We start from the raw sequence: 11,045 nt of genomic DNA on the forward strand, positions 1-11,045 counted from the left end.
CATCGACAAAAAGTCTCGACGGCGGGCGCCGGCTTTCGCACCTCCTGCCTGGAGGGAGTAGGGCGGCTGGCGGCCTTCGCGCTGATGATCGCCCTGGCGGCGGCCGGGCTGGCGGTGGTGCTGCAAGCCTCGGAACTGCTGTTCCACGGGATCAAGATACTCGGCGCCGGCTACCTGCTGTACCTGCGTACCAGCTATGGACCGCGGACACCTAGGTCGAGGCCGAGAAAAACAGCGCGCCACTGGACCTGCTGGCCTTGGCTCGCAGGAGTTTCTGGTGGCCATCGGCAAACAGAAACTCATCCTCGGTGTTCGTTGAGTCGACGCCGCGGGGTTCTTAAAATAGATAAAAAAGTTGGTCCAGGTAAAGCACTCGCCTCTGCGTGCCTTTATTTATAGGTGTTTTGGAAAAGATGTTTAAATCCAAAGTTGAGGATTTTCAGAAATAGATAAATGGCGCTCGGCAGGGAGCGGTATCAGTTCCAAGCGCCATGTGGTTCCTTAAAGGGGTTATTTTTGATATAGCCTGTATTGAAATGAAATAAAGGTAAGTGCTGCTAAGGCATAAAGGATTTTTATATTGAGATCGGTATCTCCATTCCAGAATTCGATGATCCAGCCGAAAATTACCAGTGATATTAACGTTGCGACTATTGCAGTGGCTTTTTTGAGTAGACCTCTGCCAGACCCTGAAGGGCGATGGGTGTAATATGGTAATTGCAGTGCATATAAAAATATTTGGGTTGTCAAAGTAAAAACTATTGCGAAAATCGGTATCGCAAGGGAGTCCGCTTCGCTACTATATTTTCCGGATGAATAGTTGTTGAGTAGCGCGTTCGCACATAGAACACTGATGATGAGCAATATTAATGGATATAAAATTGCAATTATTTTATCTGTTTTTTTCATGTGTGATCCAAATAGTCAGTTTGTCTGTCAATCTAGCGGTGCATTGCCGGCACCAACAAGATTGATTTGATGGGTGCCATAAATATCTATCTCGAAGGGTGTTCCATTAAAGGCTGCACCCAAGGTCGTTGCAGTTTCGGCAACAACTCCCCGATTGCTGGCATTAAAGTCAAATACATCGTGATATGCTCTTGCATCACCTGTAAAGCTCCATGTTCCATTTTCATGCCGAGTGAAATCACCTTCCACATTCAGAGTTATTCTGCCCAGCAGCGAACCAGTTGCAAGACTGTCATCAAAGGTATTGTATTGTACCTTGGGGTCAGAAATATGATAAGTGCCAGGGGTGTTAGAGAATTGGATATGTTGCGTGAGAAGGGGGAGTTCGTTTGACTTTACATTTAACTGGATGGAGTTGATGTCAACATTCATTTTTTCCCCGTTTCCGAATAGATAGTTTTCCATTGCTTTTACGGGGCTGAATAGGCCACCAGAGAGATGTTTGTCATTGTTGTAGTAGTTGACGTGGTCGGCAAGTTTGTCATTGTTGACTTTGATGATGGCGTCTCTACTCGTCATACCTTTGCTCTGCCAGTCATCCGCTGTTGAGAAAGATGCTATTTTACTTTGAAAGTATGGGTCGTACTGCCAGACTTTGTAGTCGTTAATGGTTTGGGGTAGTTTTCCGGCAAGTTGCCAGGCATCTAATGCGGCACCCAAAGAATCCCCCTTGTTGAGGGCCTTGTCCAAAAGTTGTAATTCAAATGTGAATTTACTAATTCCAATTGTTGATTGAATTTGGTTTTCATATAGAGAGTTGTTGACGATGTCAGCTGCCCGATAGGGAGGCGCTCCGTTTGTTCCGGCTGGATAATATAGTATGGGGCTGTCCCACCAATCGCTTTGCCAAAAAGAATCGTACATCCAGCTATGCTCGTCTGGATAAACAAAAGTAGGGCTTAGGGTTATAGGTGCAGGCGCGCCCATGCTCAATTTCCTTATTAACTATATAGAATGGAGATCGCTCAAATTTCGATAGGTTGGGTACTTATCGATATTGCAAATCATTCTCGTTTGATCGGCTCTGAAGCAAGTCTTTTCCTATGGATGGCTGTTGCAAGATGTTACGAGCTGGTTAGCGCTCTTGACTGACCGACGCGTTTTTCTTGGAAAGGCTTGGTCTAGTCACGTAGGCAGTAATGATCATGAACTCATTATTTGAATGCTGGAGGGAAGGCGATCCTTATTTTCACCGCCTTCCTGCCGCAGTTCGTCGACTCTCAGGCCGTGGTTCCTGCCCAGTTCCAGGTGCTCGCGCGCTGTTGCCCTGGAATGGATTGCCATCAGCGCCTACGCCTGAATGGGCCTGCGCATGCGCCGCTGGTTCGCCGAGCCGCGGGGCAAGAAACTCTTCAACCGCTGTTGTCGGCGGCGGCTTCGGTGCTGCTGTTGGCGCGGCGGGCGTGAGGCGGTCGGTATCGCCAGGACTGCCAAAAGCGGACATCTGGATCGCCAATCTCAAAGAGTCAGGGCACTGAGGTCGTCGGTTATTTAAGCCGCAGCTCCCTAGAACTTTTCTCTATTTATCGGTCTATGTGGATAGGCTCATCCGCTCGGTAAGCGCGGCCTCGCAGGCTTACCGCCGCCGGATGGCCACACGTCCGATTGTCCAGCAGAGGTTGTCTTCGCTCATGAAATTCCCTGACCCACGGATGGTGCTCTTCGGCCTGTTCGCGTTCGCGGCATTGGGCTCGGCATCAGCAACACAGATGAAGACCTCAACCCCTGTTCTAGCAACTGAAGTCACAGCCGTTGAGGCTCCTGTCCAGGCCGCCGGCAACCCTTGGCCGACCTTGGCCAGTATGGCTGGCAAGCAGCCCGGGCTGTTGCTTGCCCATGACGACCGATACTGGCATGACGGCCGTTGGCACGATCGTCGAGACGATTGGCGCCGGCACGACTGGCGTCGAGAAGACTGGCGTAGGGAACAGTGGCGTAGGGAGCAAGCCCGCCGAGAAGCTGAACGCCATCGTGATTGGGAGCGCCACCATGATCGAGCCATGCGGCACCGCTACGAAGACAATCACCGCTACTATCGTCGCTAATGCGACGCCACGAGATTAATCCAGCTGCAACAGTGCTGTCCGCGCCGATGAATCAGGCGGGGTGCCAAAGCAAACACAAGGATATCGAGTGGTTATGTCAACGGACGAACTGGCGATACGCCAGATCTCGGCGCTTGCTCCGCAAGTCCTGGTACTGGAAGCGGAGGCAGTTGCGGACGGTTTCAGGTTTCTTACGCGCTTGGTTGCAGAGTGGGAGAACGGGTCGAATCGGTTCGATCAACCGGGTGAATGCCTGTTGGGTGCCTTTCGCAACGGGCAACTGATTGCCATCGGTGGCCTTACTCGTGACCCCTATGCCGGGCCGGATATCGGCAGGCTACGGAGGGTATACGTCGCGCGTGCAGCAAGGGGTCGGAATCTGGGCAAAGCCCTGGTGCAGCGGCTTTTGGAACACGCGGCTCAGCAATTTTGTGTGGTACGCCTATCCACGGACACACCAGAGGGAGCCGCGTTTTACCTGCGCTGCGGATTCCAGCAGATACAGGATGATTTTGCTACGCACGCGAAGCCATTGGTCGGTACCGCGTAACCGGGTGAAGTTTCGGTTCCTCAATGGAACGGGAAGATGTAGTTCATCCAGGCCGACATGCGCAGGAGGATCTTGCGCATGATCGCCACATGGTGGAAGTGCTGGCTGTAGAGCGCTGCCTGGCCATAGGCGCCACCGGGCATGAGTTTGGCGTAGGGCAGGTAGTCCGGGTCGGTGATTTCGATGACCACCGGCACCCGCCCCGGCGGCGGTGAGCCGGTGTAGCTCAGCAGGGTGCCGGACGGCTGTACCTGTCCTTCGCCGATCACCGTGATGACATTCTTCACCCGGCCCTTGAACACCCGGCCGGGGATACCGTCGAACGCCACTTCCGCCTCGTCCCCCGGGACCAGGCGCAGCAGGCTGTTCTGGCGCATCCAGGCCGCAAAATACAGGCCTTCGTCCGGAACGAACACCATCGACGGGCGCAGCGGCAGCCTGCTCGCCATCATTCCCGGGCGCAGCGACACGTGGGTGACGAAGCCTTTGCTCGGGGCGCGGACCACGGTGCTGTCCAGCTCGAACTGGGCGTTGTCGATCTGAGCCTGCAGGTCGTCGACCCGGGCAATGGCGGCTTCCTGCTCACGGCGGGTGCCGAAGTTGCGCTTGATCAACTCGTTGATCCGGTACAGGTCGCCCCGCGCCGCCAACTGCTGGGCCTTGAGGGATTTGAGGCGGTTCTCGAAAGGCTCGGGGTCGATGCGAAACAACACGTCGCCCGGCTCCAGCGGCGTGTTGCCCTGGACCGGTACCTCGATCACCTGGCCGGTGACGACCGGGATCACGGGCACCGAGACGAAGTAGGAACGCGCCACTTCCGAATAGGGGTGGTTGTAGTTCATCAGGAAAATCAGCGCGCCGATCAATACCACGCCGCCGAGCACGGCGGTGGGCACCGTCCATTTGTTCAGCGGGATACGGAAGATCTTGAAGATGGCCACACAGATGGCGGTGTAGGTCAGGATCAGTAACAGGTCCATGGGTCACGGCTTCCCTTCCGGACGGGGTCCGGCCTGGGATTGTCCTTCCAGTCGCTCGATCCGCTGTCGCAGCTCGGCCAGTTCTTGGGCCAGATCTCTTTCGGCCTGCATCCGCGCCTTGTCGGTCGCGAAACCCCAGCCCCGGTCCTCGCGGTACAACATGGCCCAGATCCACAGGAACGGCCACAGGGCATGGAGCGTGAACAGACTGACCCAGCCTGCCGCGTGAATGGCGTCCTGATGTGGATGGTTCCGATGGACGGCAATTTCGTAGGGAATGTCGTGCAGGACGATGATTCCGTAGAACAGGATTATTCCGGCGAAGACAAGCATGCCCAGCGCAATCTGATCGAGCATGATTCGCCTCCCGGAAGCCTTCAGCTCGCACGCAACCGCTTATGAAGCACCTTGGTCAGCCACGGCCATGGGACAGTCCGATGGCGCGGGCCTTACGCAATCCATACTAGTTCAAGTTCGTTCATCTGCCTGGCTGCCCTGCAGGGCGCGCACGGCCTTGAACCTGGAAAGCTGCGCTCGCCCAGGCCGCGGTTTATGATCGCTGCCTGTCGTCCATCACTGCGAGCCCGATCATGCCTTTTGAACTGGACCTTCCCGAAATCCGCGCCGGCATCGTTGAATTCCCTGTGTGGCATGCGCGCGGTGGTACCTCCACCGGTTTGATCCTGGCTCGCGAAACCCTGCCCGAGGACCCGTTGCTGGTCGAAGAACTGCTGCGCCACCTGATGGGGGTGCCGTTGAGCGGCGAGCTGCCGGGCAATAACCAGATCACCGGCCTGGGCCGTGGCGGGCCCACCAGCAACAAGGTGTTCATCGCCGAGCGCCAGCCCGGCGAGTCGCGGATGGTCAGCACCCTGGCACAGCTGGCGGCGGGTAAAAGCGCGATCGACTGGAGCGTCAACTGCGGCAACATGTCGGCGGCCTTGCCCCTGTATGCCCTGGAGCGCGGCTGGCTGAGCGCGGACAAGGACAGCGCGCAGATCGAGATCTTCAACAGCAATACCCAGACCACCATGCTCGCGCGCCTGGCGTTCCGTAACGGTCGCCTGCTGAGCGATACGCGCATTCCCGGGGTCAATGGCGTGTTCCCCGGGGTCGACCTGTTTCTCAGCGATCCGGTGGGGGCCAAGACCGGCCAGCTGTTTCCCACCGGGCAACGCATCGACCTGCTCAATGGCGTGCGTGCCACCTGCCTCGACGTGGCGGTGCCAATGGTCATCGTCCAGGCCGAGGACCTGGGCAAGACCGGCCTGGAAACCCCGGCGGAACTGGACGCCGATGCCGACTTCAAGGCCCGGTTGATCGGCTTGATGGTCGAGGGCGGCCTGCGCATGCAACTGCGCAACCGCAGTGGCGCCTTGATGAGCGCCGATGAATTGCAACGCAGCGAAACCCTGCCGAAGATCTGCATCGTCAGCCCGGCCCAGGGCGCGGGCGATATCAACACCCGCTATTTCACCCCGCAAAACGCCCATCCTTCATTGGCCGTCTCCGGTGGCTGCTGCCTGGCCGCCGCCTGCCTGGCGCAAGGCACCGTGGCCCATGAACTGCTCAAGTCGCCCAAACCCCTGAGCGCCACCACGGCGGAATACCCGGTGTCGATCGAAAACCCGGCGGGGGTGCTGGACACCTTGATCACCGCGCGCGAGGAGGGTGGCTCGATGCGTATCGACGCGGCCGCCTACCGGCGTAGCGCGCAGATCCTGCTCAAGGGCCGGGTGCCGTTGTACAACGCCTCGGCGGCGTTGGTCGCGGCGTTGCAAGGGCGGGGCTGAGGTCCCGGACCGGAAAGGTGGCAGCAAATCCGCTCAACCCCGTGAGCGATATTCGCTGGGGGCGACCCCGAACTCGCGGCGAAAGGCCCGGCTGAAGGCGGCTTCGGACTCATAACCCAGCTGTTCGGCGATCCGTGAAATGCGCAGGCTGGAGGTCTGCAAGCGCTGACTGGCCAGTTGCATGCGCCAATGCATCAGGTAACGCATCGGCGATTGGCCCACCAGGCGGGTGAAGCGTTGCGCCAGGTTGGAGCGCGACTGGCTGACCAGGCCGGCCAGGCGCTCGACGCTCCACGCCGCGCCCGGTTCGGCGTGCAGCAGCGCCAGCGCCTGGCCGACCAGCGGGTCGCGCAGGGCGGCGATCCAGCCGCTGATGCCTTGCGGGGCGTGGGCCAGCCAATGGCGCACGGCCCAGATAAACATCAGGTCGATGATCCGCGACAGCATGATGCTGCTGCCGATCGATGGGTTGCGCACTTCCTTTTGCATCGCCGCCACCGTCAGCGACAGCCATTCACGGGAGCCGATCAGGTCGCTCGGGTCCTCGCCCTGGCAGCTGACTTGCAGCACCCCGGGCAAACCCTGGCTCAAGGCCTGGCCGCACCCGCCCTCGAACCGGAAGACTCCGCTGGTGATGCGCGCTGGCAGGTCCGGGCTGGCATCCGCAGCGCTGTGCAGTTGATGAGCCTGGCCGTGGGGCACGAACAGGATGTCCCCGGGCATCAGGCTGGTGGTTTGGTTATTGCCGTCGAGCCTGAGCTGGCAGCCGGCGTCCTGGATCACATGGAAGCAGGCGCCGCCCGCCGCTCGCTGCAGCAGCTGGCCGGGTTGCAGCAGCGTCTCGCCCAGCAGCTCGCCATGCATCCGCGCCAGGCTGAACACTTCGAAAAACACATCGGCGGCCGAGTGCCGGAGGTCGGCTGGCGGGGCGGCCGGGGTCAGGTGTCTCTGCACAGTCTTCGGCTTTTCGGTCATGGTCGGTCGGCACCGTCCCCTTCGATAATGAGCGTGCCCGAGCATAAGCCAGCACGGGGGAGGGCGTCTCCTGCCTGTCACTTGACGAGCGACCTGCCCCGCAATGCCCAGGGCCCGGCAGTACCGCCGCCATCGGCGAGCGGTCTTTATCCAGATAGAGGATTCAAGCTCATGAGTGGTCAGCCTACGATTGTGTTGGTGCACGGTTTTTGGGGCGATGCGGCCCATTGGCGCAAGGTGATCATCGAGCTGGCGCGCAAGGGTTACAGCGCGATCCGCGCGGTGGAAATGCCCTTGACGTCGCTGGCCGATGACGTCGAGCGCACCCGCAAGATGATTGCCCAGGTCGATGGCCCGGTGTTGCTGGTGGGGCATTCCTACGGCGGCGCGGTGATTACCGAAGTGGGCGACCAGCCCAACGTGGTCGGGCTGGTGTATATCGCCGCCTTCGCCCCGGATGCCGGGGAAAGCCCGGGCTGGATCACCCAGCAGCACCTGCCCGCGGCGGCGGCCAACCTCGAGCCCGACAGCGACGGCTACCTGTGGCTCAAGCCAGCGGCCTTCCATGAGAGCTTCTGCCAGGACCTGGGCGCCGACGAAGCGCTGGTCATGGCGGTGACCCAGAAGGCGCCGCTGGCCAGCACCTTCGGCGATACCATCAGTGCGCCGGCCTGGAAGAAAAAACCGTCCTGGTACCAGATCTCCAGCGACGACCGCATGATCCATCCACGCAACCAGCAAATGATGGCGGCCCGGCTCAACCCACAAAAGACCCTCACCCTGGCCAGTTCCCATGCCTCGCTGGCCTCGCGGGCGGCGGAGGTCGCGGCCTTTATCCACGAGGCCGCCAGCGCCACCGTCAAGGGCTGACCAGGCCACCCCTCAGGCCCCGCTCGCGAGCGGGGCCTTGCGGCCTACAGGTCCAGGTCGACCCACACCGCTGCGTGATCCGAGCCGGCGTTTTCCTTCTTGTCCAGCTGCGGGTAGACGTCCCAGCGCTTGGGCTGGCTGCCCGGCCACATGCCCTTGCGCCATACGCCGCCGGCGGTGACGGTGGCGAACAGCGCGGGGGAGAGCAGCAGGTAGTCGATCTTGTTCGCCGCTTTGCAGGTGTCGAAGGTGCCGGGGTAACCGCCGTCGTCGAAGGCCGGATGGACAAAGGCATCCTTGAGGTCGGTGCCCTTGAGCAAGGGCTCCAGCGGCGCGCTGTCCGGGGTGTCGTTGAAGTCGCCGACCACCGCGATATAGGCCTCGCCCTGGGCCACCAGCGCCTGGTAGATGAGCTTGATCCGCTCGGCCTGGGCCAGGCGTTTTTTCGCCGAGGCCGCAAGGCCGCCGAAACCTTTGCTCTTGAGGTGGTTGACCAGGACGATCAGCTGCTTGTCCTTTTGTTTTCCAGAAGGCAGCGGGATATGGAATTGCGCGCAATCTCGGGAAAAGATCAGCTCGCCGTTGGCCGCGGTGTCGTCGACATGGCTGCGCAGCTGGCCGATGGGGTAGCCCGCGGCGGTCATCAGGCCGACATCGATGCCCCGCGTATCGTTGCCGTCGATCAGCATCACATGGGAGTACAGCGGGCCACCCAGGGCGCCGATGATTTCCGTGTTGAAGTCGCGCAGGGCCGGGCGGCTTTCCGCCTCGACCACCGCCAGCACATCGGCTTGCAGGTCGATCATCACCCGCGCGGTATTGCGCATCGCTTCCAGGTCCACCGGGGCCTCGATCAGCTCCAGCGAACCGACCCACTCGGTGCGGCCGTTGGCGACAATCTCCAGGCCGCCGGCCTTGGGCCGCTTGACCAGGCTGCCGCGGTTTTGCCGCAGGATCACAAACGGGCCCTTGTCCGACTTGCTCAGGCCCAGCTCGGTCAGCAGCTTGACCATCTGCGCCTTGTCCTGGTCGGTGTAGATGGGCTCGCCCAGCAGCTGGTTGAGCTTGGCGAAACGCTCCAGCACCGGCTTGCCTTCGGCCCAGCCTTCCAGGTTCATGGCCTTGGCGCGGTTGAACAGGTTTTCAACGTTGTAGGACGCAAGTCTCATCGGGCTCTTCCTTTGCGTGGGGCGGACGTCAATGGGCATTACAACCGATAAAAATGACCGAATGCCGACAGGCGCGGCGTCTTGTTGCCTTCTTTATGCTGAACTCAATAAAGGGCTAAACCGGCCCGGGATTCCCGGTGGGCGAGTCGCAGAGGGCCGGTGGGGGAGTGATCTGACAGTGAGCACTTCGCCCGAACCGAACGGGGAGGACAGGGCATGCATGATGAGTCCCGCGAGCAGGGCGAGCCGTTCAAGCGGCTGTTCTTTGCCTTGCCCTGCACCGCCGCCCAACGCCGGGCCATTGCCCAGTGGCGCAGCGCCCTGGGGCTCAGGAGCGGCCGGCCGGTGCCGGCGGAAAACTTTCATTTGACCCTGATGTTCCTGGGCTCGGTCACCGTGGCGCAGGTTCCGCGGATCTGTGCCGCGGCGGCGCACGTGCGAACGCCCGGTGAGGCGCTGCACGTCCCGCTCGACCGCCTGGAGGTCTGGCGCCGGGCCGGGGTCTTGTTACTGGCGCCGGCACAGGCGCCGCTGGCGTTGCGTCAGCTGGTGTATGCCTTGCAGGAAGCGCTGTTGCCCCTTGGGTTGGTCGATTCGCCGCGGGAGTTTCGCCCACACTTGACCTTGATGCGCGACTATCGGGCGGCGGTGCCCGAGTCCCAGACCCCTGCGGATTTTCAGCTGAGTGCCCGGCACTTCGCCCTGTACGAGTCGCATAAGGGCCGTTATCGGCCGCTGGCCGAATGGGCGTTGGTGCGGTGACGCTCGGGGCAGCCCTGTCGACAGGTTCGCCGGTCAGCCGAAATCCGAGTGCCCCAGGGCCTGCACGTTATAGTTGATGAGGCCGAATCAATGGGAGGAGGACATGCGCCAGATCGTCAGCAAAGAGCCGTGGTGGGCCGCGCCGCCGAAGCCGGGCCAGGATGAGTCCGAGCTGGACTGGGGCTGGCTGGTCACTTACAACGAGGGCGAGCCGCGCTTCGAGTTCGTCAAGGAGCGCCCTTCGGAGCAGGAGATCCGTCAGCGCAAGAGTTGCCGGACCACGCCGTCCGAGTAGCCAGTCGGCGCGGAGGGCAATCTTGCGCGACCTTCACTGCTTGTAGCCGATCTGCCGCAGCAGGTTCTTGCGCCACAGGATGTCGTCGTCGCCTTCCAGGCCCTTGGCGCAGAAGCCATCCACCACCCCCAGCACCGCCCGGCCCTGCGCCGTTTCAGCGAGAATCACCTGGCTCGGGTTGGCGGTCGCGCAGAAAATGCGGCACACCTCAGGCACCATCTTCAGGGTGTTGAGCACGTTCAACGGATAAAAACCGTCGCCAAGAAACACGATAAAGCTATGGCCGGCGGCGATCGCCTGGGCGTTCTTTTGCGCCAGCGCGATCATCGTCGGATCGCTGCCGGACCAGCGCACCAGGCATTGGCCGGAGGCTTCGCAAAAGGCCAGGCCAAAGGCGATGTTCGGCACGCTGGCGACCAGGGCTTCGTGGATGTCCTCGACGGACTTGATGAAGTGGGTCTGGCCGAAAATGAAGTTGGTGGCTTCCGGCTTGTCGATGTTCACGCTGATCAGTTGCATCTCGAACCGCTCCTTGCCGATGTCGGGCGGCGCTGGGGGGCGTTGACGGAAAGGGGACGCCCGTCGTAGCCCGTTATCGGCGAGGCGGGATTGCTTCCAGCAACAGATCAAGCATAGC

At 60.6% G+C, this 11,045-nt stretch carries 14 protein-coding genes and 1 pseudogene; 8 read left to right on the forward strand and 7 right to left on the reverse strand.

Features of this window, described 5'->3' with window-relative positions; all coding sequences use genetic code 11:
- The first annotated feature begins 84 nt into the window (after nt 1-84).
- Nucleotides 85-399: a hypothetical protein gene (locus tag AC07VU_RS21435; protein WP_495030428.1), complete on the forward strand. Its 315-nt coding sequence runs from the start codon at nt 85-87 to the stop codon at nt 397-399.
- 111 nt (nt 400-510) lie between these two features.
- Here the strand turns inward: AC07VU_RS21435 and AC07VU_RS21440 are convergent, their stop codons facing one another.
- Nucleotides 511-909, reverse strand: coding sequence for a hypothetical protein (locus tag AC07VU_RS21440; RefSeq protein WP_495030429.1), 399 nt, complete (start codon nt 907-909; stop codon nt 511-513).
- A 27-nt stretch (nt 910-936) separates the two neighbouring features.
- Nucleotides 937-1,896, reverse strand: a complete 960-nt coding sequence (locus tag AC07VU_RS21445; protein ID WP_495030430.1) for a lipid II-degrading bacteriocin — start codon at nt 1,894-1,896, stop codon at nt 937-939.
- A 228-nt stretch (nt 1,897-2,124) separates the two neighbouring features.
- Here AC07VU_RS21445 and AC07VU_RS21450 point away from each other — a divergent pair.
- The 3 genes and pseudogenes from AC07VU_RS21450 to AC07VU_RS21460 all read left to right on the forward strand — a co-directional run.
- Nucleotides 2,125-2,376 (forward strand): annotated as a pseudogene (locus AC07VU_RS21450) (LysE family translocator); the annotation flags it as partial.
- Nucleotides 2,377-2,600: 224 nt separating this feature from the next.
- Nucleotides 2,601-3,014, forward strand: a complete 414-nt coding sequence (locus AC07VU_RS21455; RefSeq protein WP_274306579.1) for a hypothetical protein — start codon at nt 2,601-2,603, stop codon at nt 3,012-3,014.
- Nucleotides 3,015-3,102: 88 nt separating this feature from the next.
- The gene (locus AC07VU_RS21460) at nt 3,103-3,564 is read left to right on the forward strand and encodes a GNAT family N-acetyltransferase (protein WP_495030431.1); all 462 of its coding nucleotides are present in this window, start codon (nt 3,103-3,105) and stop codon (nt 3,562-3,564) included.
- 20 nt (nt 3,565-3,584) lie between these two features.
- Here the strand turns inward: AC07VU_RS21460 and AC07VU_RS21465 are convergent, their stop codons facing one another.
- Together AC07VU_RS21465 and AC07VU_RS21470 are read right to left on the reverse strand one after the other, a co-directional pair.
- Nucleotides 3,585-4,544 (reverse strand): HlyD family secretion protein, encoded by a 960-nt coding sequence (locus AC07VU_RS21465; RefSeq protein WP_274306581.1) that lies wholly within the window; start codon nt 4,542-4,544, stop codon nt 3,585-3,587.
- A 3-nt stretch (nt 4,545-4,547) separates the two neighbouring features.
- Complete coding sequence (locus tag AC07VU_RS21470) at nt 4,548-4,901, reverse strand: DUF3302 domain-containing protein (RefSeq protein WP_274306582.1); 354 nt, start codon at nt 4,899-4,901, stop codon at nt 4,548-4,550.
- 233 nt (nt 4,902-5,134) lie between these two features.
- Between AC07VU_RS21470 and AC07VU_RS21475 the strand changes: the two genes are divergently transcribed.
- Complete coding sequence (locus AC07VU_RS21475; protein ID WP_495030432.1) at nt 5,135-6,337, forward strand: PrpF domain-containing protein; 1,203 nt, start codon at nt 5,135-5,137, stop codon at nt 6,335-6,337.
- A 33-nt stretch (nt 6,338-6,370) separates the two neighbouring features.
- Here AC07VU_RS21475 and AC07VU_RS21480 read toward each other — a convergent pair whose 3' ends face one another.
- A complete protein-coding gene (locus AC07VU_RS21480; RefSeq protein ID WP_274306584.1) occupies nt 6,371-7,312 on the reverse strand; it encodes an AraC family transcriptional regulator in 942 nt (313 codons plus the stop codon).
- A 171-nt stretch (nt 7,313-7,483) separates the two neighbouring features.
- On the opposite strand from AC07VU_RS21480, the gene AC07VU_RS21485 reads away from it, so the two are divergent.
- Complete coding sequence (locus AC07VU_RS21485; RefSeq protein WP_457276244.1) at nt 7,484-8,182, forward strand: alpha/beta hydrolase; 699 nt, start codon at nt 7,484-7,486, stop codon at nt 8,180-8,182.
- A gap of 44 nt (nt 8,183-8,226) precedes the next feature.
- Here the strand turns inward: AC07VU_RS21485 and AC07VU_RS21490 are convergent, their stop codons facing one another.
- On the reverse strand, nt 8,227-9,351 hold the full coding sequence (locus tag AC07VU_RS21490) for an endonuclease/exonuclease/phosphatase family protein (protein WP_495030433.1): 1,125 nt from the start codon (nt 9,349-9,351) through the stop codon (nt 8,227-8,229).
- A gap of 216 nt (nt 9,352-9,567) precedes the next feature.
- On the opposite strand from AC07VU_RS21490, the gene thpR reads away from it, so the two are divergent.
- Together thpR and AC07VU_RS21500 are read left to right on the forward strand one after the other, a co-directional pair.
- Complete coding sequence (gene thpR / locus AC07VU_RS21495) at nt 9,568-10,113, forward strand: RNA 2',3'-cyclic phosphodiesterase (protein ID WP_495030434.1); 546 nt, start codon at nt 9,568-9,570, stop codon at nt 10,111-10,113.
- Between the two features lie 103 nt (nt 10,114-10,216).
- The gene (locus tag AC07VU_RS21500; RefSeq protein WP_007931882.1) at nt 10,217-10,408 is read left to right on the forward strand and encodes a hypothetical protein; all 192 of its coding nucleotides are present in this window, start codon (nt 10,217-10,219) and stop codon (nt 10,406-10,408) included.
- Between the two features lie 33 nt (nt 10,409-10,441).
- Here AC07VU_RS21500 and AC07VU_RS21505 read toward each other — a convergent pair whose 3' ends face one another.
- Nucleotides 10,442-10,927: an adenosine-specific kinase gene (locus tag AC07VU_RS21505; RefSeq protein WP_007931881.1), complete on the reverse strand. Its 486-nt coding sequence runs from the start codon at nt 10,925-10,927 to the stop codon at nt 10,442-10,444.
- Nucleotides 10,928-11,045 lie beyond the last annotated feature (118 nt).

The organism is Pseudomonas sp. GW821-FHT02B10 (assembly GCF_059421865.1).

Excerpts from the sequence above, each read along its gene's own strand:
- thpR (WP_495030434.1), top strand. The coding sequence starts at position 9,568 with ATGCATGATGAGTCCCGCGAGCAGGGCGAGCCGTTCAAGCGGCTGTTC.
- AC07VU_RS21440 (WP_495030429.1), bottom strand. The coding sequence starts at position 909 with ATGAAAAAAACAGATAAAATAATTGCAATTTTATATCCATTAATATTG.
- AC07VU_RS21470 (WP_274306582.1), bottom strand. The coding sequence starts at position 4,901 with ATGCTCGATCAGATTGCGCTGGGCATGCTTGTCTTCGCCGGAATAATC.
- AC07VU_RS21500 (WP_007931882.1), top strand. The coding sequence starts at position 10,217 with ATGCGCCAGATCGTCAGCAAAGAGCCGTGGTGGGCCGCGCCGCCGAAG.
- AC07VU_RS21475 (WP_495030432.1), top strand. The coding sequence starts at position 5,135 with ATGCCTTTTGAACTGGACCTTCCCGAAATCCGCGCCGGCATCGTTGAA.
- AC07VU_RS21465 (WP_274306581.1), bottom strand. The coding sequence starts at position 4,544 with ATGGACCTGTTACTGATCCTGACCTACACCGCCATCTGTGTGGCCATC.
- AC07VU_RS21435 (WP_495030428.1), top strand. The coding sequence starts at position 85 with ATGATCGCCCTGGCGGCGGCCGGGCTGGCGGTGGTGCTGCAAGCCTCG.
- AC07VU_RS21480 (WP_274306584.1), bottom strand. The coding sequence starts at position 7,312 with ATGACCGAAAAGCCGAAGACTGTGCAGAGACACCTGACCCCGGCCGCC.
- AC07VU_RS21490 (WP_495030433.1), bottom strand. The coding sequence starts at position 9,351 with ATGAGACTTGCGTCCTACAACGTTGAAAACCTGTTCAACCGCGCCAAG.
- AC07VU_RS21455 (WP_274306579.1), top strand. The coding sequence starts at position 2,601 with ATGAAATTCCCTGACCCACGGATGGTGCTCTTCGGCCTGTTCGCGTTC.
- AC07VU_RS21505 (WP_007931881.1), bottom strand. The coding sequence starts at position 10,927 with ATGCAACTGATCAGCGTGAACATCGACAAGCCGGAAGCCACCAACTTC.
- AC07VU_RS21445 (WP_495030430.1), bottom strand. The coding sequence starts at position 1,896 with ATGGGCGCGCCTGCACCTATAACCCTAAGCCCTACTTTTGTTTATCCA.
- AC07VU_RS21485 (WP_457276244.1), top strand. The coding sequence starts at position 7,484 with ATGAGTGGTCAGCCTACGATTGTGTTGGTGCACGGTTTTTGGGGCGAT.